General features: G+C 34.7%; 21 protein-coding genes and 1 pseudogene. 14 read left to right on the top strand and 8 right to left on the bottom strand.

Annotated elements, in window-relative coordinates:
- Window positions 1-41 precede the first annotated feature (41 nt).
- Window positions 42-1,127 (bottom strand): 3-deoxy-7-phosphoheptulonate synthase, encoded by a 1,086-nt coding sequence (locus J3U35_RS00135; RefSeq protein WP_267358804.1) that lies wholly within the window; start codon window positions 1,125-1,127, stop codon window positions 42-44.
- 470 nt (window positions 1,128-1,597) lie between these two features.
- Window positions 1,598-2,677, bottom strand: a complete 1,080-nt coding sequence (gene aroB, locus J3U35_RS00130) for a 3-dehydroquinate synthase (RefSeq protein WP_267358802.1) — start codon at window positions 2,675-2,677, stop codon at window positions 1,598-1,600.
- Window positions 2,678-2,797: 120 nt separating this feature from the next.
- On the opposite strand from aroB, the gene J3U35_RS00125 reads away from it, so the two are divergent.
- Entirely contained in the window at window positions 2,798-4,399 is a 1,602-nt protein-coding gene (locus J3U35_RS00125; RefSeq protein ID WP_267358799.1) for an NAD+ synthase, read from the top strand.
- Between the two features lie 23 nt (window positions 4,400-4,422).
- Window positions 4,423-4,761: a nitrogen regulatory protein P-II gene (gene glnB, locus J3U35_RS00120; RefSeq protein WP_065558663.1), complete on the top strand. Its 339-nt coding sequence runs from the start codon at window positions 4,423-4,425 to the stop codon at window positions 4,759-4,761.
- An 11-nt stretch (window positions 4,762-4,772) separates the two neighbouring features.
- On the opposite strand, the gene J3U35_RS00115 is transcribed toward glnB, so the two are convergent.
- Window positions 4,773-5,396: a hypothetical protein gene (locus J3U35_RS00115; RefSeq protein ID WP_267350443.1), complete on the bottom strand. Its 624-nt coding sequence runs from the start codon at window positions 5,394-5,396 to the stop codon at window positions 4,773-4,775.
- Between the two features lie 342 nt (window positions 5,397-5,738).
- Here J3U35_RS00115 and J3U35_RS00110 point away from each other — a divergent pair, with 342 nt between their 5' ends.
- Window positions 5,739-6,353 (top strand): TfoX/Sxy family protein, encoded by a 615-nt coding sequence (locus J3U35_RS00110; RefSeq protein ID WP_267350444.1) that lies wholly within the window; start codon window positions 5,739-5,741, stop codon window positions 6,351-6,353.
- 122 nt (window positions 6,354-6,475) lie between these two features.
- Here the strand turns inward: J3U35_RS00110 and rhlB are convergent, their stop codons facing one another.
- The gene (gene rhlB, locus J3U35_RS00105) at window positions 6,476-7,705 is read right to left on the bottom strand and encodes an ATP-dependent RNA helicase RhlB (RefSeq protein WP_267350474.1); all 1,230 of its coding nucleotides are present in this window, start codon (window positions 7,703-7,705) and stop codon (window positions 6,476-6,478) included.
- A gap of 154 nt (window positions 7,706-7,859) precedes the next feature.
- Between rhlB and trxA the strand changes: the two genes are divergently transcribed.
- The 5 genes from trxA to nrdG all read left to right on the top strand — a co-directional run bounded on the left by trxA (window position 7,860) and on the right by nrdG (window position 14,429).
- Entirely contained in the window at window positions 7,860-8,186 is a 327-nt protein-coding gene (gene trxA / locus J3U35_RS00100; protein WP_267350445.1) for a thioredoxin TrxA, read from the top strand.
- Between the two features lie 389 nt (window positions 8,187-8,575).
- Window positions 8,576-9,838 carry a transcription termination factor Rho gene (rho, locus tag J3U35_RS00095; protein WP_025314498.1) on the top strand — a complete coding sequence of 421 codons (1,263 nt, stop codon included), beginning with the start codon at window positions 8,576-8,578 and terminating at the stop codon, window positions 9,836-9,838.
- A gap of 179 nt (window positions 9,839-10,017) precedes the next feature.
- Window positions 10,018-11,433 (top strand): NADP-dependent phosphogluconate dehydrogenase, encoded by a 1,416-nt coding sequence (gndA, locus tag J3U35_RS00090; protein ID WP_267350448.1) that lies wholly within the window; start codon window positions 10,018-10,020, stop codon window positions 11,431-11,433.
- A gap of 378 nt (window positions 11,434-11,811) precedes the next feature.
- Entirely contained in the window at window positions 11,812-13,947 is a 2,136-nt protein-coding gene (gene nrdD, locus J3U35_RS00085) for an anaerobic ribonucleoside-triphosphate reductase (protein WP_267358797.1), read from the top strand.
- A 17-nt stretch (window positions 13,948-13,964) separates the two neighbouring features.
- Window positions 13,965-14,429, top strand: coding sequence for an anaerobic ribonucleoside-triphosphate reductase-activating protein (gene nrdG / locus J3U35_RS00080; protein WP_267350452.1), 465 nt, complete (start codon window positions 13,965-13,967; stop codon window positions 14,427-14,429).
- A 14-nt stretch (window positions 14,430-14,443) separates the two neighbouring features.
- On the opposite strand, the gene can is transcribed toward nrdG, so the two are convergent.
- From can to J3U35_RS00060, 4 genes are all read right to left on the bottom strand, one after another.
- Window positions 14,444-15,103: a carbonate dehydratase gene (gene can / locus J3U35_RS00075; RefSeq protein ID WP_267358795.1), complete on the bottom strand. Its 660-nt coding sequence runs from the start codon at window positions 15,101-15,103 to the stop codon at window positions 14,444-14,446.
- 80 nt (window positions 15,104-15,183) lie between these two features.
- On the bottom strand, window positions 15,184-16,242 hold the full coding sequence (locus J3U35_RS00070; RefSeq protein WP_267358794.1) for an FAD-binding protein: 1,059 nt from the start codon (window positions 16,240-16,242) through the stop codon (window positions 15,184-15,186).
- Window positions 16,243-16,620: 378 nt separating this feature from the next.
- Window positions 16,621-17,661 carry a CobW family GTP-binding protein gene (locus J3U35_RS00065; protein WP_267358792.1) on the bottom strand — a complete coding sequence of 347 codons (1,041 nt, stop codon included), beginning with the start codon at window positions 17,659-17,661 and terminating at the stop codon, window positions 16,621-16,623.
- A gap of 16 nt (window positions 17,662-17,677) precedes the next feature.
- Complete coding sequence (locus J3U35_RS00060) at window positions 17,678-17,875, bottom strand: YbdD/YjiX family protein (RefSeq protein ID WP_065558673.1); 198 nt, start codon at window positions 17,873-17,875, stop codon at window positions 17,678-17,680.
- Between the two features lie 306 nt (window positions 17,876-18,181).
- Here J3U35_RS00060 and murA point away from each other — a divergent pair, with 306 nt between their 5' ends.
- The 6 genes and pseudogenes from murA (at window position 18,182) to J3U35_RS00030 (ending at window position 23,848) form a co-directional block, all read left to right on the top strand.
- Window positions 18,182-19,441, top strand: a complete 1,260-nt coding sequence (murA, locus tag J3U35_RS00055) for a UDP-N-acetylglucosamine 1-carboxyvinyltransferase (RefSeq protein WP_267358790.1) — start codon at window positions 18,182-18,184, stop codon at window positions 19,439-19,441.
- A gap of 50 nt (window positions 19,442-19,491) precedes the next feature.
- Complete coding sequence (locus J3U35_RS00050) at window positions 19,492-20,067, top strand: DJ-1 family glyoxalase III (RefSeq protein ID WP_267358788.1); 576 nt, start codon at window positions 19,492-19,494, stop codon at window positions 20,065-20,067.
- A gap of 11 nt (window positions 20,068-20,078) precedes the next feature.
- A complete protein-coding gene (locus tag J3U35_RS00045; RefSeq protein ID WP_267358786.1) occupies window positions 20,079-20,984 on the top strand; it encodes a cation diffusion facilitator family transporter in 906 nt (301 codons plus the stop codon).
- 87 nt (window positions 20,985-21,071) lie between these two features.
- Window positions 21,072-22,034, top strand: a complete 963-nt coding sequence (pfkA, locus tag J3U35_RS00040) for a 6-phosphofructokinase (protein WP_220216427.1) — start codon at window positions 21,072-21,074, stop codon at window positions 22,032-22,034.
- 358 nt (window positions 22,035-22,392) lie between these two features.
- Window positions 22,393-22,656 (top strand): annotated as a pseudogene (locus J3U35_RS00035) (GNAT family N-acetyltransferase); the annotation flags it as partial.
- 118 nt (window positions 22,657-22,774) lie between these two features.
- Window positions 22,775-23,848, top strand: a complete 1,074-nt coding sequence (locus J3U35_RS00030; protein ID WP_267358784.1) for an acyltransferase family protein — start codon at window positions 22,775-22,777, stop codon at window positions 23,846-23,848.
- Window positions 23,849-24,179 lie beyond the last annotated feature (331 nt).

Below are 24,179 nucleotides of genomic sequence, written 5' to 3'. Positions count from 1 at the left end.
GGCAAATTGTCGGCGATAGCATTTTATCTAAACTAGCAGAATTATGATTGCGGTGACTGTTTTTGTCGATTAAGTAATGGTTTTCCTAACAGGGTATTCATTTTTCGTAACAGCTTATCGGTTGTTTCCCAATTAATACAAGCATCCGTCACCGATACACCATATTTAAAGTTTTCTTTTGGTTGCTCGGAAGATTGATTGCCTTCGTTTAAATTACTTTCAATCATCACACCAATAATAGCATTATTACCTTGTTCAATTTGGTCAATGATTGAGTTCGCAACAATGGGTTGATTTCGATAATCTTTATTAGAATTAGCATGGCTGCAATCAATCATAAGATTAGGTAGTAAGCCTGCTTTTTGCATTTGGATCTCACAGAGTGCAACATTTTCAGCATCAAAATTAGGTGCTTTACCACCTCGTAAAATGACATGTCCATTTGGATTGCCCAGTGTTTGAAGTACGGTAACTTGTCCTTGCTGATTAATCCCGACAAAACGGTGTGCCATTGAAGCCGATTTCATCGCATTTATAGCGACATCTAAGCTACCATCAGTCCCATTTTTAAAACCAACAGGCATTGAAAGACCTGATGCCATTTCACGATGAGTTTGTGATTCTGTTGTTCTTGCCCCAATTGCAGCCCAACTAATTAAATCACCAATATATTGCGGTGTGTTGGGATCGAGAGCTTCAGTCGCGATTGGTAACCCAATTTTGACGATATCAAGTAATAATTTACGTGCTTTTTTTAGACCAAATTCAATATCAAACGAACTATCCATATGCGGATCATTGATCATACCTTTCCAACCAACAGTGGTTCGTGGTTTTTCAAAATAGACACGCATAACAATAAATAGATTATCTTTAACTTCGTCAGCTAGTTTTTTTAACTTTTGTGCATATTCAATGGCAGCATCAGTATCATGAATAGAGCAAGGGCCGCATACAATTAATAAGCGGTGATCTCGGCGTTCTAAAATATCAACTATGGTTTGACGTGATGATGCAATTTGGGTTTCTAACTCAGGTGATAAAGGGTAAAGCGCTTTTATTTCTTCAGGGGTAATTAACATGTGCTCATCTCGAATTCGGACATTATTGAGTGTATCTTTTAACATTTTGCATTCCTTATGAGAGTCATTTAAATATTTTATATGTAAAATATTTATTACATAAACGGACAATATGTAAACACAAAAATACAATGTAGTAAACCAAATTTTTTAAATCTTAAATAATAAAGATTGTTTTATGTGTTGTATCTATAAATTATCTGTTTTTTATAGATTACAATGAATAGATCGATAATATTATTTTAACTGTAATTAATTTTTTACAATCTATATAGATTAATCGATATACGTGTAATTACACAGGCTTTAAAACCTGCTGTTAATGGTTTGAATAATTGCAGGAGGGGAGTGATATTTCATTTATATTAATAAATTTTAAGAGGGAACATATTTGGTAATAAATCTCATTTTTATAAATAGACGCTAATAAAACCTGATAGTGACTTAATCGCTCAATATTATCCGTGCTTGGATTGATAACGATAAAAACGTCACTATTAGTTAATTAGTTCAATTTAAGTTCGCGCTATCGATTGTATGACTACATTTTTATCAATTCCATCAATCACTTCAGCATGACCAATCTGGGTTGGAATCACTAATCTCAGTTTGCCTGATAAGACTTTTTTGTCACGGAGCATGTGTGGTATATAAGATTCAATCGACATTTGTTTTGGTCTAACAACGGGTAGTTTGGCGTTTATGAGTAAATTTTTAATGCGATCGACTTCCGTCACTGAAAGTTTACCCAATATGGATGCAGTATGCGCAGCCATGACCATTCCCACACTGACTGCTTCACCATGTAGCCAATTGCCATAGCCAAGTTCGGCTTCGATCGCATGTCCATAAGTATGACCAAGGTTTAGTATTGCTCGCATATCTTGCTCGGTTTCATCTGCGGCGACCACTTGGGCTTTAAGCTCACAGCAGCGATAAATACAGTAACTTAGTGCATTTACATCTAAATTGAGTAAATCATTAATATGCAGCTCTAACCAATTAAAAAAATCACTATCTAAAATAATGCCATACTTAATCACTTCTGCTAAACCTGCCGAAAGTTCACGCTGTGGTAGCGTTTTTAAACAATGAAGATCAATGACAACTGCTTGCGGCTGATAAAATGCGCCGATCATATTTTTGCCCAATGGGTGATTAATCGCGGTTTTACCGCCTACCGATGAATCAACTTGGGAAAGTAACGTCGTGGGTACTTGGATGAATTTAATACCACGTTGATAAGCTGAAGCTGCAAATCCTGCTACATCACCAATTACGCCACCACCTAATGCAATCAGGATTGAATTACGGGTATGGTTATTGGCAAGTAACGCCGTTAACATCTTGTTCCATGTTTCCATTGTTTTGTATTGTTCACCGTCAGGAACAATAACACAATCCGTTTCAATGCCATGCGTCTCAAGCATGTCGATTAGATTTTGCAGATAAAGTGGTGCAATGGTTTCATTTGTTGCAATCATTACCCGTTGACCTGCTTGAAGTTTAAAATGTTCAAATTCATTAAGAAGGTTTTCACCAATAGTGATGGGATAGCTACGTTTTGCTAGTGCCACATTTAGAATTTTTTGCATAATTATTTCCAAACAAGTTCAAGTCGAGTTAATGTTGCATGTTAGCGATAAAAATGTGGCAGTGCAACATAGAATCATTTAAACTTATCGGCAATTTTGTTTTATGAAATTAAATTTTATATGGCTATATCTATTGTTTTAGCACAAAAAAATTGGCGTGTGGGTGATATAGAAGGCAATACTGAGCAGATTATTGAACTGATCAAGCGCCATTCATGCCACGACCTGATTATATTCTCTGAACTGGCTTTATGTGGTTATCCACCAGAGGATCTTATTTTCCGCTCCGATTTTAAAGCTCGTTGCCAAAAAGCGTTATTGTCTATTCAAGAGGTAAGCAAGCAGTGTGCTGTTATAGTCGGTCATCCATCCTGGCAAAATGGAGAAATCTATAATTCACTTTCATTTTTTTCGGAAGGGAAACAGTTGGCTTGTTATCATAAGCAGCTGTTGCCAAACTATGATGTCTTTGATGAAAAGCGTTATTTTACAGCCGGTAATCAAAATGGTACTGTAAATTTTAAAGGAAAAAAATTAGGGTTATTAATTTGCGAAGATCTTTGGCAAAATGCCCCTATCGATCAGCTTAGTGAACAAAAAGTTGATTTGGTGATCACAATAAACGCTTCTCCCTATGATTATCAAAAACAGAAAAATCGTCAAACATTGATCCAAGATCATGCTACACGAACACAACTACCGATTGTTTATGTTAATCAAATTGGAGGGCAAGATGAGTTAATCTTTGACGGCGGTTCGTTTGTTTGCAATGAAAAAGGTGAGATTGTTTGTCAACTTAATCATTTTGAAGAACAAATTACTCATTTTGAATTTGGTCTCGATCATCCAGCATTGGAAATTCGTCAGAATCATGATTTAGCTTCTGTTTATGATGCGTTAGTGCTTGCGACACGTGATTATATTACGAAAAATGGTTTTCAAGGCGCAGTATTAGGGCTTTCAGGAGGGATTGATTCTGCTTTAACACTCGCCATTGCGGTTGATGCGCTAGGTAAAGATAAAGTACAAGCGGTAATGATGCCGTTTCGATATACCGCTGATATCAGTATCGCTGATGCTAAAGAAGAAGCCGAAATTTTAGGTGTAGAATTTGATATTGTATCAATAGAACTAATGTTTGATGCATTTATGTCGTCTTTAAGTCCAATGTTTGCCGGTACACAAAAAGATACCACTGAAGAGAATTTACAAGCCCGTTGTCGGGGTGTCATTTTAATGGCACTGTCTAATAAACGTCGCAGACTGGTGTTAACAACGGGTAATAAAAGTGAAATGTCGGTCGGTTATGCCACGCTTTATGGGGACATGGCAGGCGGATTTGATGTACTTAAAGATGTACCTAAAACCTTGGTTTTCGCATTATCCAAATATCGAAATACACGATCTTATGTTATTCCAGAACGCGTCATTACGCGTCCGCCTTCTGCCGAACTTGCACCTGATCAGAAAGATGAAGATAATTTACCTCCTTATGATATTTTAGATGGTATTTTAAAAGGCTATGTTGAGCAGGATCTTTCCGTTGCAGAACTGGTTGAGCAAGGCTATGATGAATCAACAGTAAGACGAGTCATAAAATTAGTTGATATTAATGAATATAAACGACGCCAATCAGCAGTAGGACCTAAAATTACGGCACGTAACTTTGGTAAAGGCAGACGCTATCCGATTACTTCTGCTTTTGGATTTAAGAATTGGTAATATCGAATAAAAGGCAAATAGAGATGAAAAAAATTGAAGCGATTATCAAACCCTTTAAATTAGATGACATTCGAGAGGCGCTTGCTGATCAAGGTATTACTGGTATGACGGTGACCGAAGTTAAAGGTTTTGGTCGCCAAAAAGGACATACCGAGCTTTATCGTGGTGCTGAATATATGGTGGATTTTTTACCCAAAGTAAAAATTGAACTGATAGTTCCTGATGATATTTTGGAAATGTGTATTGAAACAATTATGAAAACAGCACAAACAGGAAAAATTGGGGACGGTAAGATTTTTGTGTATAACGTAGAACAAGTAATACGTATTCGAACGGGTGAAATGGACGAGTTAGCAATTTAATTCATCAAATGTTACTGGATATCAGGGCGTTCTCGCCTAAGCAGTTCAGATGTGACGGCGCCTTGAATCGAACACATAAGTAAAGTCATACTGCCGTTTTTCTCAAGTAATAGCAATTTTTCAATCGTATTTGGTGCAGGAATCGTTTTCACACCAACAACAGTACCTGTATTAGTATGCCAAACTTGATTATCATCATTGAGGCTCCGAATTTTAGGATTGGCAATATAAAGCTGGTTATCTTCCATGTTTTTCCAGTTGAGATAATTTAATGTATTTTTGATCTGATTAATATCATTATCAATGATGAATCCCCAAAAATAATATTTGCCAATTTTACCTAAATCCATTGCACTGTCATAGTAACCTTTTATGGTTAAATTTTTGTATTTGATAGGCAGCGAAAAATACATAAAATTTTTACCCGTATCAAATCGATTAGTGACAGGAATATAAGCCAGATTACCGTCAAAAATTTGGACATTGGTAAAACGTTTTAACTCATCTTTATTGCTATAAACAGTATTGAAAAAATTTGGATTACACAGGACGAACGAATCTATTAGTGGTTGTCGATCAGCAGATGCCACAAACGAAAAAAATAGAGAAAATAAACCAAAAATTTTTTTAATCATGATAATGGATAAAGACAAAATGAATTTAATAAAATCTACTGGAACAGATTGTATAATTATTAAGTCAGAATAACAATCTTTAAGCTACTTTTCTTTTGGAATTCTGGGGCGAAATACACCTAAAATTTACAATTGCAACACTTTTTTTGATATTTGTCAGTAATAACAATAAATCTTTCGATAATTAATAACTTTTGTCTAATTATGGAAGACAGATCGCAATAATGATTAATGGATACGAAAATTAGTTGGAGTATTGAGTAAAATACGATAGTTTTGATTTGATTATTAAGTTGGTTAAGTGATTTAGTACAGAATTAAGTAAAAAAATGGAAATAAAATATGAGTTCAACCTTTGCAAATCAAATATTAACAAAATTCTCTGGCTTTAGTGGCATTTCAATTAAAACCTTTTTTGGTGGGTTCAGCATTAGTAGCGATACAACAATGTTTGGATGGATAAGTCAAACGGATTTTTATTTAAGAGGACATACATCATACCGTTCATTCTTTATTGAACAAGGTATGCAACCGCTAACGTTATCATCAGGTGTTTTAACCAAATTACTTGATTATTATAAAGTTAAGGATGAGTGGCTCAATGATCTGCCAAAACTACATTCATTGGCTAAAATGGCAATTGAATATGCTAAACAAGAAAAACATGAAAAAAACGAAATAAAAACGAATCGAATAAAAGAGCTACCCAATATGACATTGTCATTAGAACGATTATTGTGTAGTGTAGGAATTAAAGATGTCGAGACTTATCGTAAAATAGGTTATTTAGAAACCTATCATAAAATTAAGTCTAAAAAAGCTGAAATCTCTAAAAATATTCTTTTTGTCTTATATGGTTCATTGCATCGATGCCATGTTGCATCATTATCAAAAACGACTAAAAATGCAATAGAGACTGCATATCAAGCTTTTTTAAAGCAACGAAAAAAAGACTAACATTTCAATCGTCATTTTTGGGTGTTAATTGCACAAATAAAATAATCACTATAGTTATCTAAAAAGCATTCCTGTTTAATGATAATTTTAGATAACTATATTTATGATGATCAAAAGATCAGTTATGAAGATGATCTTCTTCTAGGTGGACGTCTAAACGCTTTTGGCGCTGGTAAGTCAGTCAACAAGGCCGAAGGATCATATTGACTAACAGGGATTGCATGCGCAATGGCTTTTTCAATGGCTGGCAAATTTTGTGAGTATCGTTCACAAGCTAAAGAAATTGAATTACCTTCAGCACCTGCTCGTCCAGTACGACCAATACGGTGACGGTAATCATCGCAATCATCAGGGAGATCATAGTTAAAAACATGTGTTACATTCGGAATATGTAATCCCCGTGCTGCAACATCTGTTGCAACGAGAATATCAATATCACCTCGCGTGAATTGTTCCAAAATAGATAAACGTTTTTTCTGAGCAATATCACCCGTTAATAACCCAACTCGATGACCATCAGCAACTAAATGACGCCAGATTTTTTCACATGCAATTTTAGTATTCGCAAATATGATACAACGCTCAGGCCATTCTTCTTCAATAAGTGTTTGCAATAAAGCTAATTTATCTTCATTGGAAGGGAAAAATAGTTCTTCTTTAATACGATGCCCGATTTTCTGTTCTGGTTCCACTTCAACATATTGAGGATTATTCATATGCTCAAAAGCAAGTTCACGCACATTATGTGTTAATGTTGCAGAAAATAACATCGTTAAGCGTTTTTCGGGTGGTGTCATATGTTTAAAAATCCAACGTACATCTCGAATAAAACCGAGATCAAACATACGATCTGCTTCGTCTAGAACCACAACTTGAATTGATTCTAAATTGATATATTTTTGTTTAGCATAATCAATTAAGCGACCTGTTGTTGCAATTAAAATATCTACACCTGCGGATAACATTTTTAATTGTTTATCATAGCCATCACCACCATAGGCTAATCCCAATTTTAGTCCGGTTTCTTTAGATAATAACTCTGCATCATGATAAATTTGCACAACTAATTCACGCGTTGGGGCAATAATGATAGCCCTAGGTTGATTCGCTTTATGATCTGGCAAGGGTTGATGATTCAACAAGTAGTTAAATGTTGATGCCAAAAACGCCATTGTTTTGCCTGTTCCAGTTTGTCCTTGACCGGCGATATCAATTCCTTTTGTAGTAAATGGTAAAGCTTGTTCTTGAATTGGAGTACAATAAACAAACCCTTTTTTCTCAAGTGCTTTAATCACTAATGGATGAAGCGGAAATTGATTAAATGTTGTTTTTGTTAGATAAGATTGAATCATTGTGGTTTTAAGTTTAATTATCGGAATAGTGGGATTATAACATATTAAACTTATGGTCATCACTAATAATTATACCCTATTATAATAATTACTAGCGAAGAAAACGAAAATATCCTAATATAAAACCATGTAATTCTATATTTGGAGAAAATAAATGAGCAATAATATTGTTTCTCTTTCTGAAACTACTTTTGATAATACAATCAAAGAAGCAACAAAACCTGTATTGGTTGATTTTTGGGCTGAATGGTGTGGGCCGTGTAAAATGTTAGCCCCAATTTTAGAAGAAGTTGCCCAAGAATATAGTGATAAAATTGTGATTGCAAAATTAGATGTGCAAGAAAACCCAAATATTGCACCGAAATTTGGTATTAGAGGCATCCCAACACTATTGATTTTTAAAAATGGTCAAGTGGTTGCAACTCAAGTTGGTGTATTGTCTAAAGCTCAACTTAAAAGTTTCATTGATGAACAACTTTAATGTTGTTTTAGATTTTTCGAATAAATTAATTTTAGTACCTAAAGCATAAAAAGAGTAATTAAATTGCGTATTACTCTTTTACTCATTTACTTATTGTAATAATAATATTTACAAATTTATTAAAACAAACTGAATTTATTATAGACATATTACTGTTTTTAGTGTAAATTGCTAGCTCTTACGAAGACCCCTTTCTACAATTCATTGTTTTTCTTGATAAAGTGGTGAAAATTCTATATTCAGATATTAAATTATCATTAAAAGCTTCATAACAGATTGAATTTGTGTATTGTCAGAGAGAGAATTTTTTTATAAGTAAATGAAACGAATATACAAAAATAACATTAATTGCAAACATATCAATTTTATCCTCAAGAATTTTTAAAATTATGAATTTAACTGAATTAAAAAACACATCTGTTTCCGAGCTAGTAGCGCTTGGTGAAAAAACAATGGGGCTAGAAAATCTTGCCCGTCTTAGAAAACAAGACATTATCTTTGCAATCCTTAAACAACATGCCAAAAGCGGTGAAGATATTTTTGGTGATGGTGTGCTTGAAATTTTGCAAGATGGATTCGGATTTTTACGCTCAGCTGATAGCTCTTATTTAGCGGGACCGGATGATATTTATGTCTCACCAAGTCAAATTAGACGATTCAATTTAAGGACTGGTGATACCATAGCAGGTAAAATCAGACCGCCTAAGGAAGGCGAGCGTTATTTTGCTTTGTTAAAAGTGAATGAAGTCAATCACGACAAGCCTGAAGATGCCCGCAATAAAATTCTTTTCGAAAACTTAACTCCACTTCATCCTAATTCTCGTTTACGTATGGAACGTGGGAATGGATCAACTGAAGATATCACCGCCAGAGTACTTGATTTAGCTTCGCCAATTGGTAAAGGTCAACGTGGTTTAATCGTTGCTCCGCCGAAAGCGGGTAAAACAATGTTGTTGCAAAATATTGCTCAAAGCTTAGCAGTCAATCACCCTGAGTGTGAACTGGTCGTATTGATGATTGATGAACGTCCAGAAGAAGTTACCGAAATGCAACGTTTAGTTAAGGGTGAAGTGGTAGCATCAACCTTTGACGAACCAGCAGCAAGACATGTTCAAGTTGCTGAAATGGTTATTGAGCGAGCAAAACGCTTAGTTGAACATAAAAAAGATGTCATTATTTTGTTAGACTCCATTACGCGTTTAGCTCGAGCTTATAACACAGTAGTTCCGTCATCCGGTAAAGTATTAACCGGTGGTGTAGATGCCAATGCGTTACATCGTCCAAAACGCTTTTTTGGTGCTGCTCGTAATGTCGAAGAGGGTGGGAGTTTAACGATTATTGCAACGGCGTTGATTGACACGGGGTCAAAAATGGACGAAGTGATTTACGAAGAGTTTAAAGGTACGGGTAATATGGAAGTGCATTTATCTCGTAAAATTGCTGAGCGTCGTGTATTCCCAGCTATTGATTTTAACCGTTCAGGTACGCGTAAAGAAGATTTAATGACTTCACCAGATGAACTACAAAAAATGTGGATCTTACGCAAGATTCTTAACCCTATGGGTGAAATCGATGCAATGGAGTTTTTAATTGATAAACTTGCCATGACGAAAACGAATGACGAGTTTTTTGAAATGATGAAACGCTCGTGATTTTTATGGTAGAGATGTTAAACCAGTAAAGTTATAAAAATGCCGTATTCTATGCTGATACGGCTTTTTTTGTGGCAAATATAGCATAATTTTATTTTATAAAACTTATTTAAAGTTTTGGATGTTGTTAAAAAACCTTATTAGAAAGGTTATATAAGATTAAATAAAGGAGCCAAATCATGTCTAAACAACAAATCGGTGTTATTGGAATGGCGGTCATGGGGCGTAACCTTGCGCTCAATATTGAAAGTCGTGGGTTTTCTGTTGCTATTTACAACCGTTCTAAAGATAAAACAGAGCAAGTTGTCGCTGAGCATTCCGATAAACAATTGGTTCCTTACTTTACGATTGAAGATTTTGTTAATTCTTTGGAAAAACCACGTCGTATATTAATTATGGTTCAAGCTGGTAAAGGGACTGATGCGGTGATTGATGAGTTACGTCCTTTACTCGATAAAGGCGATATAATCATTGATGGTGGTAATGCTTATTTTGAAGATACGATTCGCCGTAATAAAACACTCTCTGAAGAAGGATTTAACTTTATTGGTGCAGGTGTTTCAGGTGGTGAAGAAGGAGCATTAAAAGGTCCTTCAATTATGCCAGGCGGTCAAAAAGAAGCATACGAATTAGTTGCCCCAATCTTGGAAAAAATTGCCGCTAAAGTAAATGGCGAGCCTTGTGTCACCTATATCGGACCAGATGGGGCAGGTCATTACGTCAAAATGGCTCATAACGGTATTGAATATGGCGACATGCAATTAATTGCTGAAAGTTATTCTTTATTAAAACACGCAGTAGGTTTAAATAATGATGAGCTTGCTCAAGTTTTTACTGAATGGAACAAAGGTGAATTAGATAGTTATCTCATTGAAATTACGGCTGATATCTTTAAACATAAAGATAAAGACGGTAATTATTTAGTGGATGTGATTCTTGATGCAGCGGGTAATAAAGGAACGGGTAAATGGACTAGTCAAAGTGCTTTAGATTTAGGTGAACCCTTATCATTAATTACTGAGTCAGTATTTGCACGCTACCTTTCAGCAATTAAAGAGCAACGTGTTGTGGCATCTAAAGTTTTAAGCGGACCGAAGCAGGTTGCTTATTCGGGTGATAAACAAGCGTTAATTGAAAAAATCCGTAAAGCGCTTTATATGGGTAAAATTATCTCTTATGCTCAAGGTTTCGCTCAATTAAAAGCCGCTTCTCATCAATATCAATGGAACTTGAATTATGGTGAAATTGCGAAAATCTTCAGAGCAGGTTGTATTATTCGTGCTCAGTTCTTACAAAAAATCACTGATGCCTATGCGGCGAATAACGAGATTGATAATTTATTACTCGCTCCATACTTTACGCAAACCGTTGAAGCTTATCAACAATCACTGCGTGATGTTGTGTCTTTAGCTGTACAACAAGGGATTGCTGTGCCGACATTATCTGCCGCTATAGCATATTATGATAGCTATCGTTCAGCAGTATTACCAGCTAATCTAATTCAAGCACAACGAGATTATTTTGGTGCTCATACTTATAAACGTACCGACAAAGAAGGTGTTTTCCACACTGATTGGTTGAATAATGAGTCATAAAATATAAAAAATCACTCCAGTTTGACAAAATAAAGTGCAAGTGAGTCTTGCACTTTTTCTTTGCGCTTGAAATTTCTTTGCAAAACAACCTTTCTTATCTTTAGGCTTTACATATCAAAAGACTTGTCGTACTTGGCTTGAAGCGTGTCAAGTAATTTAATTTAGTAAATTATCTAGAAAAACACAATATATGGTGTATAATCTCAATATATCTACTATATATAGTATTATTTAAGCTATGTGAAAATCTCTGTCTATCTCAAAAAACACTTAATATTCTTACGAGAAACGAATAATTCTTAATAATTACAATGAATATTAATATGTGAACTAAACCTTGTCCCAGCGCTAATTATTAATGAATATTGAGGAGTATATATGCCTGTAGTTATCAAACGCGATGGTTGTCAAACTGCATTCAATGAGACTCGAATTAAAGATGCTATAGTTAAAGCTGCGGTTGCAGCGAATGTTAATGACCCGGATTATTGTGCTGACGTTGCTCGTATGGTGACCAACCTAATGAGCGAACGCGAAAGCGTTGATATAAACGAAATTCAAAATGCTGTTGAAAATCAATTAATGTCAGGCCCTTATAAAAAATTAGCGAGAACTTATATCGAATATCGTCACGACCGTGATCGTGCTCGGGAAGAACGTAGTCGTTTAAATCAAGATATTCGTGGGCTAATTGAACAAAGTAATGTGGCTATTTTGAACGAAAATGCCAATAAAGATAGTAAAGTGATTCCAACTCAGCGTGATTTACTGGCAGGCATTGTGGCAAAGCATTATGCCAAACAGTATTTGTTACCAAAAGATGTTTCTCGTGCTCATGATATTGGTGAAATCCATTATCATGATTTAGATTATGCGCCTTTCTTTCCAATGTTTAACTGCATGTTAATTGATTTAGATGGAATGTTAACCAATGGTTTTAAAATGGGTAACGCTGAAATTGAACCACCAAAATCTATTGCAACTGCCACTGCGGTTACCGCACAAATAATTGCTCAAGTTGCAAGTCATATCTATGGTGGAACAACAATCAATCGCATTGATGAAATATTAGCGAAATTTGTAACCATCAGTTATCAAAAGCATAAACAGATTGCTGAAGAATGGCATATTCCTAATCCTGAAGCTTATGCAGAAAGTCGAACACAAAAAGAGTGTTATGATGCGTTTCAATCGCTTGAATACGAAGTTAATACCTTACACACTGCTAATGGTCAAACACCATTTGTAACGTTTGGTTTTGGTTTAGGTACCAGTTGGGAATCACGTTTAATTCAAGAATCCATTTTAAAAGTACGAATTAAAGGTTTAGGTAAAAATCACAAAACCGCTGTTTTCCCTAAACTTGTTTTTGCTATTAAAGATGGCATTAATCGTCAGCCTGATGAGAAAAATTACGATATTAAACAACTTGCATTAGAGTGTGCAAGTAAACGCATGTACCCTGATATTTTAAACTACGATAAAGTTGTTGAAGTGACTGGTTCATTCAAAACACCTATGGGATGTCGAAGCTTTTTAGGGGTTTATGAAGAAGACGGTGAACAACTTCATGACGGACGTAATAATTTAGGAGTGATTAGTTTAAACTTGCCACGTATTGCCATTGAAGCAAAAGGTAATGAAGCAAGCTTTTGGGAACTTTTAGATAAGCGTTTAACGCTTTGTAAAAAAGCACTGATGACACGTATTGCCCGTCTGGATGGTGTTAAAGCACGTGTTGCGCCAATTTTATATATGGAAGGGGCATGTGGTGTAAGGCTAAAAGAAGACGATAGTGTGTCTGAAATTTTCAAAAATGGTCGAGCTTCAATTTCGCTTGGTTATATTGGACTTCATGAAACTTTGAATGCGTTATATGGCAATCAAACACATCCTTTTGATAGCGAAATTTTACGAGAAAAAGGCGTAGCTATTGTTGAACATTTACGTAAAGCGGTTGAGCAATGGAAAGAGGAAACTGGTTACGGATTTAGTTTGTACAGTACACCAAGTGAAAACTTATGTGACCGTTTTTGCCGTCTTGATACAGCTGAATTTGGTGTTATACCAGGAGTGACAGATAAAGGTTACTATACCAATAGTTTCCATTTAGACGTTGAAAAAAAGGTCAATCCGTACGAAAAAATTGAGTTTGAAAAAGCATATCCTGCGGTGGCAAATGGTGGGTTTATCTGTTACGGTGAATATCCAAATATGATTAACAATGTTAAAGCGTTAGAAGATGTTTGGGATTATAGCTATTCTCGAGTACCTTACTATGGTACTAATACGCCAATTGATGAATGCTATGAATGTGGTTATACCGGTGAATTTTCATGTACCAGCAAAGGGTTTGTTTGCCCAAGTTGTGGTAATCATGATTCGGCTAAAGTCTCAGTAACTCGCCGTGTTTGTGGGTATTTAGGTAGTCCCGATGCACGTCCATTTAATGCAGGTAAACAAGAAGAAGTTAAACGTCGTGTTAAACATTTGGATAATGGGCAAATTGGTTAAAAAATTATTACCTATTTATGAACTATCATCGTTACTATCCTGTTGATGTTGTAAATGGTGAAGGTACTCGATGTACGCTTTTTGTTGCTGGCTGCGTTCATCAATGTCGTGGCTGCTACAATAAAAGTACATGGTCATTAGATTCGGGTTTACCATTTACACAGTCAATAGAAGATCAAATCATCAAAGATTTACAAGATACAGAAATAAAACGTCAAGGATTATCGCTTTCTGGCGGTGATCCTTTGCATCCTCAAAATGTGCCAACAATTTTAAAATTGGTCAAACGTGTAAAAACAGAATGTGATAACAAAGATATTTGGCTTTGGACAGGCTATAAACTTGATGAGTTAACACCCGAACAACAGGCTGTTATCCCGTATATTGATGTCTTAATTGATGGCAAATTTGTTCAAGAACAAGCCGATCCAAAGTTATTATGGCGAGGAAGCAGTAATCAAATCATTTACCGCTTCAAATAAATATGAGCCAATAATTATTGTTCTTTGTGTAAATTTAAAAGATAAGAAATCGCTTCCCGATAATTAATTTCAAGATTTTCGCTACTTGATGAAGTAATATGCAAATCGGTAATCTTACCGTTACCAATACCATACACCCAACCATGCAAATTGACTTTTTGACCGCGTTGCCATGCTGACTGAATAATGGTTGAATGACCTAAATTATAAACCTGTTCAATAACATTTAATTCGCATAATATATCCATGCGAAGTTCTGGCGCAAATTTACCAAGTAGTGAACTATTTCGAAACCATAGGTCACGAATATGTAACAACCAATTATTGATTAAACCGAGATCTGGATTTTCGACTGCAGCTCGAATGCCCCCACAGTCTAAATGACCACAAACGATAATATCTTCAATTTTTAGCACATCAACAGCATATTGCACGACCGATAAACAGTTAAGATCTGTGTGAATTACTTGATTACCGACATTTCTATGGACAAACATCTCTCCTGGTTTGAGTTTGATCAGTTTTTCTGCTGGAACACGGCTATCCGAACAGCCGATCCATAAAAATTTAGGGTTTTGTTTAACTGCAAGTTGTTTAAAAAATTCAGGGTCTTCCTGCTCAATCTTTTCTGACCATTCGTGATTAAAACGAATTAAATCGTTTACGTCAAACATAATAATTATTTCCTAATTTATTTCATCGATATGATTAAACTAATTTATTATTTAATTAACAGTATGCAGTCTAATATAATTTATTCCATATTTATATGCTGAATTTTACTTTTCATGATTAATTTACGCCAAAAAGGGGTAGTTAATATTTTGGCTTTGACTATTTTACTGTATAGCTTTAATCGTAACGGCAAAGTTTTAAAATAATATCGTTTATTTGGATCGGGATCAGTGCTATTTAAGATCTTACTTAAAATCTCGGCGCTATCAAGCGCATAACTAATGCCCTCTAAAGAACTGGCACTAATAAATCCTGCTGCTTCACCGATTAAAAAAATGTTCTCGTTTCCTGTATAAAAATCACGAAAGCGGTTTGGATAAATCACTAAGCATTTTTCTGTCTTATGAGGTTCTCCGAAAATAAACCCTTGCTGAGTTAACTTTTCTTTCAGATTTTCAAAATGTTGATTGGCTGTTTTTTTAGGAAATGCGCCACCAAAAATAAATGACCCGTCTTTTGAAATGCTCCAAGCATAACAATTGGTTGATTGATTATCAAAAATACAAGAATAAAAAGGATGGGGATGCTTTTCTGCAAACCATTGTTGTATAGCAACATACTGTCTTATTGAATGGGAAGGATAGCGCATTCGTCTGACTAGTGAATTTGCGCCATCTGCGCCAACAACATAACGAGTTGTGATTTTATGCTCTATGTTATTTTCATCAAGATAAGTAATTTGATAACCTTCTATAATACGCATTACTTCTTTACATAATGCATTGTGATGCACTTCAACAGAGGGTGGAATCAGTGATTTCAACCATAAATCGAATTTATGCCGATCGAAACTAACATAAGTACGTTGATAATTACGAATAAGATTAGTCTGTAGATCATAAGTTTTTACGCTGAAAATTTGCGGATCAGACAAAATATCAGTAGGTAAATTCAGTTTTTGCCGAATAAATGATTTTTGTGCATCATTAGCGAGTAATCCACCACAAGGCTTATGAAAACCTGCATCACCGGATTGATGTTTTTTATCAAATGCAATAATTTTAAATGATGGGCTAAGTAAACGTGCTAAGGTACTGCCTGCAGGTCCAAGACCTACAATTGCGATATCATAATCCATACTATTAAGTCAGTTGTCCTATAAATAATAAATTGGGTCTATGTTATCATATTTGGATTTAATATTACTATTATGTATGCGGTTTAGGATATGTGATTTGTCTTCAAATGATCGGTAAATAGACCTTTTTGTAAAAAAGCTAGTTCAGTTCAGCTAATCTAAAAATTTATGTTGAAAGCAAGTTATATTTTTTTGCTTTGATTAGAGGGAACAAATGAATTAAAAAAGTCCCCGATTAATTGAAAAAATGGATTTTTATTACATAAAAGTCAATAAAATTTAACCGTTATTAAATGGCAATAAAGAAGAGTGAATACCATATAATTTTTTAATAACGGAATAAATTGATGTAATAACCTATTGAATGCAAGTTAACGATTATATTTCCATGGTTTTTAAAAATGCCTGATTCAACTCGTCAAAAGGTAAGGGGCGACTGATAACGATTAACTTCGACTCTTTCTCTTGTTCATTTTGCCAAGGCGAACCATAATCAAATCCGACTACTTTATGAACGCCTTGCACTATTAAACGTTGAGCATTCCCTTTGATAGCCAATACACCTTTATAACGCAACATGTCATTACCATATTGCTCAACAAGTTGTTCCATAAATGAACCTATCTTTTTTAAATTAAGTTGTTTTGCTTCGAAAAGATAGGAACAGATTTCATCATTTTTAAGTGAATGAGATTTTTTTAACGGAATGAGTTTAAAGCCTGATTGGTGTTTTGGGCTTGTGTCAATGACAAACAAGCCTCGATTAATGGTGAGTTCATCACTCAAATCGAATGCGTGAATATCTAGCCATGCGGATTTTGGAAGTTGACCATTAACCGCTTCAATTATCATTGCCTTATGATTAATATGGTGAAGTCGGTTTATAACGTGATTTTTTTGTTCTTCATCAACACAATCTGTTTTTGTTAAAATAATGCGATCTGCAAAACCGATCTGTGAAAGGGCGACTCGATGCTCATCAAGATGTGTTAGTATGTGTTTAGCATCGACTAAAGTGACTATTGCATCTAATTGAATCGTTTCCCGAATCAATTCATCAATAAAAAATGTTTGTATGATTGGCGCAGGATCAGCAAGGCCTGTCGTTTCAATAATAATACGATCGAACTGTAATTCACCTGCGATGCGTTTAGCGTGCAGTTGATATAGTGCCTCAGTTAGTTCGCCTTGAATGGTACAACAAATACAACCATTAGTAATTTCGACAATTTGAATATCCGTGCTGACATTAAGCAAATTACTGTCAATATTTACCGGTCCGTATTCATTTTCGATAATAATTGTTTTTTCGTTGCGGTTATTTTCTAATAAATAATTAATTAGTGTTGTTTTTCCTGCACCAAGAAAACCTGTTAATATCGTGACAGGAAGTAAAGAAGAATTAATTTGCTCAGTCATGACATATTCTTAATTGTTAACAACATTTAAACCCACCTTTGCCTGAATAACGTGCTTCTTGGCGCTCTTTAAAAAACTCTTCATAAGTCATTGGCGTTTGTTCTGGATGGGTCAACTTCATATGTTGAACATAAGTATCATAATCGGGAATACCAACCATTAACTTAGCGGCTTGTCCAAGGTACTTACCAGCTTTTGCGAGTGAATCAAACATGTGTTTTCTCTTAAATAAAATTGTTTTTTGTGTTTTTTGTTAAGTAATAATATCACGCTAAACATGACAAATTTAATGGTGATTACTCTAAATAACAGTACTTAACTATAAGGTGCTTGTTTATTTGAGTCAATCATTGTTTAGCAGGGATTTTATCAATTCATAAACAATATGGGAAAGTTTTTAACAAATCCCTTTTGAAAATAATGATAAGGTTGGTTTTTTTGGATATCTTATAAAATTCATTTATCTATTAGCAAATAACTTTTATAATATTTGCCAATTTATCAAACATAAGAGTTAACAATGGAAAAGTTTCACGTTACAGGTCCAACCTCACTTAATGGCGAAGTCGTTATTTCTGGCGCTAAAAATGCAGCGCTTCCAATTTTATTTGCAGCGATTTTAGCTGAAAAACCAGTTGAACTTCAAAATGTGCCTAAATTGAAAGATATTGATACGACTTTAGAATTATTAAGTCAGTTAGGTGTCAAATGTCAACGTAATGGTTCGATTCATCTTGATGCGCGTCATCTCGATAACTATTGTGCTCCTTATGAACTTGTTAAAACAATGCGTGCATCAATTTGGGCTTTAGGACCGTTGGTTGCGCGCTTTGGACAAGGGCAAGTTTCGTTACCGGGTGGTTGTGCTATTGGCGCCAGACCTGTTGATTTACATATCACTGGCCTACAACAATTAGGCGCAACAATTACCTTAGATGAGGGCTATGTTAAGGCTTCGGTTGAAGGACGATTAAAAGGTGCTCATATTGTAATGGACAAGGTAAGTGTTGGCGCTACAGTTACTATTATGTCTGCTGCCACCTTAGCAGAGGGCAAAACGATTATTGAAAATGCCGCTTGTGAACCAGAAATAGTTGATACAGCTAAATTTTTAAATATGTTAGGGGCAAAAATTACGGGTGCAGGAACTGTTCGTATCGAGATTGAAGGTGTTGAGCGTTTAGGTGGTGGCGTGCATGAGATTGTTTCAGATCGTATTGAAACTGGCACTTTCCTTGTTGCAGCAGCAATATCCAAAGGTAAAATTACATGTCGTAAAACCGATCCAACGCTACTTGATGCCGTCATTGCTAAATTGAAAGAAGCTGGTGCAAAAATTGAAACCGGCGAAGATTGGATATGTTTGGATATGGAAGGTAAACGTGCTAAGGCGGTCAATATACATACCGCACCACATCCTGGCTTTCCAACAGATATGCAAGCTCAATTTTCTCTATTAAATATGGTTGCACAAGGAACGGGAATTATTAAAGAAACGATTTTCGAAAATCGATTTATGCATGTACCTGAGCTTGTGCGTATGGGTGCCAGAGCTGAAATTGAAGGTAATACATTAATTACACACGGTGTTGAAAAACTAAGTGGAACGCAAGTCATGGCAACTGATTTACGCGCTTCAGCAAGTTTGGTTCTTGCCGGCTGTATCGCTGAAGGTTCAACTATTGTTGATCGTATTTACCATATCGACCGTGGTTATGATAATATAGAAGATAAATTGAGAAAATTAGGCGCTAAAATTGAAAGGATTAAAGTCAATTAATCCTATCTAGTCTTTGTGATAACGGTTGACATGTTAAAAGGAGAACAATAATGACTAAACAAGCATTAGTATTCTTATCTCAAGGTTGTGAAGAAACTGAGGCCGTTACCACCATTGACTTATTGACCCGTGCAGGTATAAAGGTTATCACTGCAAGTATTTCTCATTCACGTGAAGTTGCGTGTTCTCGTGGGGTAACTATCCTTGCACAAAAAGTATTTTCCGAAATTAAACACACTGATTTTGATGTGGTTATCTTGCCGGGTGGTTTAAAAGGTGCGGAAAATTTTCGTGATTGTCCTGAGTTAATCGAAAAATTAAAACAAACACATCAATCAGGTAATATTGTTGCGGCCATTTGTGCATCTCCTGCAATGGTTTTACAATATCATCATTTATTCCCTCATGCTTATATGACTGGTTATCCAACAACTAAAGATGCATTTAAACATTGGAAAGCCGAAAGAGTATACTTTGACGAACAATATAAAATCATTACTAGCCAAGGTCCTGCGACTTCAATTGATTTTGCTTTAAAAATTATTGATGCTTTATTAGGTAAAAATAAAGCGGCTGAAGTTGCTGAACAGTTAGTACTACCATCAGGAATTGAATCCTATCAATAAATAGGTATCAAATGTCAAATTCACATTTGTACGAAAAATTAGTTAAAAAAGCGACATTAAGTGCCGTCTTAATTTCTATTTTCTTAATTACTATCAAATTAATTACGTGTTGGTTTACGGGGTCAATTAGTTTATTTGCTTCACTGCTTGATTCAAGTATAGATTTAATCGCATCCGGTCTAAATTTCTTTCTTGTGAGATATGCATTAAAACCTGCTGATGATGATCATACTTTTGGTCATGGTAAAGCAGAATCACTTGCTGCTTTAGCACAAAGTACGTTTATTATTGGATCAGCGACAATTTTGCTTCTTTCCAGCATTAAATCAATCGTTCATCCTACAGCACTTGAGGTTCCATTATTTGGTATCATCGTGTCTGTCATTTCGACAGTCATTACTTGTGTCTTAGTGTTATATCAACGATATGTAATAAAAATTACGCAAAGCAAAGCAGTGAAAGCAGACATGCTACATTACTCTTCGGATATGTTTATGAATGTCGCAGTAGTAATCGCACTCTGTTTAAGTTGGTATGGCATTACTTATGCAGATGCTGTATTTGCTTTTTTTATCGCTTTATTCATTTGCTATAATGCTTACCATATTGCCTACAACGCTATACAAGATTTGCTTGATCGCGCATTGCCTGATAGTGACAACCAAAAAATAGCAGAAATTGTGGCATCATTTCCACAAGTACATGGTTTTCATGATTTAAAAACCAGACAAGCAGGGCCTGTAAAATTTATTCAATTACACATTGAACTTGATGATAACATGCCATTAGTAAAAGCGCATGCCATAACCGATGCGGTTGAAAAACATCTTTCTAATGAATTTGCGCCAGCCACAGTCATTATTCATCAAGATCCTATATCGGTTGTTCCTGCTGAAAAAATGAGTGATAAATTATAACCAAAAATAGCTTTTATATTCTATTGTTAGATATCTGTTAAAACTCTATAATAGTTAAAAGTTAATTATTATTTGGAGTTATGTTGTATGATAAAAAAAATTGGTATCTTAACCAGTGGTGGTGATGCGCCAGGGATGAATGCTGCGATTCGTGGTGTGGTTAGAACGGCATTAACGGAAGGATTGGATGTTTTTGGTATTCATGATGGTTATTTAGGGCTTTGTGAAGATCGAATTACTCAATTAGATCGTGCTAGTGTGTCAGATATTATTACACGAGGCGGTACATTTTTAGGTTCAGCGAGATTTCCTGAATTTAAAGATAAAGAGGTGAGAAAAAAAGCAATAGCGAATCTGCAAAAACACCAAATCGATGCATTAGTAGTCATTGGCGGTGACGGTTCTTATATGGGAGCAATGCGATTAACTGAAGAAGGATTCCCTTGTATTGGTTTACCCGGCACAATTGATAATGACATTCGTGGTACGGATTATACAATTGGCTATTTTACTGCACTTAGCACCGCCGTCGAAGCTATCGATAGATTGCGTGATACTTGTTCTTCTCATCATCGTATTTCAGTGATTGAGATTATGGGACGTGATTGTGGTGATTTAACGTTAAATGCAGCTGTGGCTGGCGGTTGTGAATTCATGATTATCCCTGAAGTTTCTTATACTAAAGAAGACTTAATTGAAGAAATTAAACTCGGTTTTGCTAAGGGTAAAAAACATGCTATTGTAACTGTTACTGAGCATATGTGTGATGTTAATCAGCTTGCAGCTGATATTGAAGCTGCTGTACATCATGAAACTCGAGCTACTGTGCTTGGTCATGTTCAACGAGGTGGTTCACCGGTTCCTTACGATCGTATTTTAGGTTCTCGTATGGGGGCTTTCGCTGTCGAGTTGTTGCTACAAGGTCATGCTGGACGCTGTGTAGGTGTACAAAATGGTAAACTAGTTCATCACGACATCATAGAAGCAATTAATACAATGAAACGTCCGTTTGATATGGAATTATATAATGTTGCTAAACGTCTATTTTAGAATGTACAGTAATCTTTAAAAATATCAACAAATGGTAAATCAAATGAAGGTGAATAATTGAATATAATGGGAATATTACGTTTATATCAAAAGTTCACCTATGAAATATAAAATGATGTGTTAATGGATCAAGTTAATACCGTTCTACTTTTTAAATTTATATGATTTAAAAAATTTCAATATAACTTCAACAAAGTTAATATTATCCATAAATAATCGATAAAAATCATGTTAACGAAGGGTCGTTAACTCCGAAAAGAATAACTGCAAAATCTAAATAAAATTCCTTAATATAAATAAGTTGGTAACATCATAAACAAATAATTTTACACTCTATACTTATTATCCCGAATGTAAGGAGAAGCGTATGTCACTTATCTATAAAGAAGACCCAGAAAGATTTTATATTCTTGATAATGATAAAGAAATAGCAGAAATGACATTTTCTCGTATTGGTCAAGACAAAGCGACAATTAATCACACTTTTGTGGATTCAAGTTATCGTGGTCATGGTTTGGCTGATAAATTACTCGATCTTACTGTCAAAAAATTAACTGAAGAACATCGAGAAATCATTCCTATCTGTTCGTTTGCTGCAAAGAAATTAAATAGAGAACATTAATACAATCTAACATTTCTTTGATAACTGTTTATCTTCGTTTTTATAAATACTTATTATTGTCGTTTAATTATATGATACAGTATAGAGAATTATATATTTTCTATCATTACTATTAAAAATGACAACTGTAAAAGCTCAAAAAATTCACTCCATCCACGTATTACGTGGCGTTGCAATTATGATGATTGTCTTCAGTCATTGCTTAGGTGTATTTATCAATAATAAAACCTTAATTGAAAATAGTTATCTTTACTCGTTTTTAAATTTATTTGCCTTTAATTTCACAACTTTTTTTGTGTTAATTGCAGGATTTCTGTTTCAACATTTAACTTACAAATATAATACAAAAACATATTATTTATCCAAATTTAAAACGGTTGTCTGTCCTTATATCTCTGTATCTATATTTTGTTTTCTTTTTTTTCATTATCAACAATTATCACAATTACCGTTTTTTTCTGTTACGCAAACGAGTGTTATGAGTCAGATTACTATCATGATGCTAACCGGTTCGCAGTTATTACCGCTCTGGTTCATCCCAATGATTATCATTATTTATATCATGGCGCCTCTGTTTTATAAGTTATCACAAAAGAATTTGATTGTTGCCGGTCTGATATGTATGTTTTGGGTTGTTATGTTCACAAAACCTGACTTTACTAAACCCCTACTAAATTTATTACATTATGGTCCTGTCTATTTAATCGGAATGATGACTAGACAACATTATGAAACAATCATCAAAGCAATTAAAAATAACTTATATCTGATTATGGCTTTTTTAGGATTGTGCTTTTTTGTCACTTTTGTTGGGCGTTATGTTGATAATCTTGGTGTCGAAAAACTTTGGCTTGATACGTTGCAAAAAATTATCCTATTTATGTTAGCACTCTATTTTTTAGATAGATTGAATCATAAAACGAATGACGGGATGGTTTATAAATTTTTCTCATTTATGGCTAATATAAGTTTTCCAATTTATTTTATTCATCAAATAATCATTATTGAGCTTTTAAAATTAATTCAAGTTTCACAACTGGGCAGTATTCTTAAAACAGAAAATGGTGAATTAGCTGCAATTGTTGCAGTTTGTTTATTAATATTCACATTGGCGTTCAGTGTGCTGGTTGCTTGTATAATAAAATTTATATTAAAAGATAAATCAGTTTATGTCATAGGTAGTATTCGCTAACGTTAACTTTAATTAAGCTTGGATAAAAAAATTATGGGTTTAAAAAATAAAAATGATTGCCACAACAGTTTTTTTAAATAAGAAGGATTAAGTAAAGTAATTATTGTTGCTATGGTAAGGTGAATGAATAGAAATGTAATGATAATTATCTAGCAAATTGTTTTTACAAGACCTTATCTGGTTGGTTTGTTTTATGTCAAAAATTTATCGCAAATGGCTTTGAATAAATATGAAACAAACGCACAAAAATTTGAAATAATTGCTTGCATGATTTTTCTAAGGCTCTATAATGCGCATCCACTGACACGGCGTCAGCGAAAGCAGGCGGTAA

The sequence above is a fragment of the Gilliamella sp. B2717 genome (genome assembly GCF_026536675.1).
Lineage (GTDB): Bacteria > Pseudomonadota > Gammaproteobacteria > Enterobacterales > Orbaceae > Gilliamella > Gilliamella apicola_I.
This window is presented reverse-complemented; position numbering and strand designations above follow the sequence as displayed.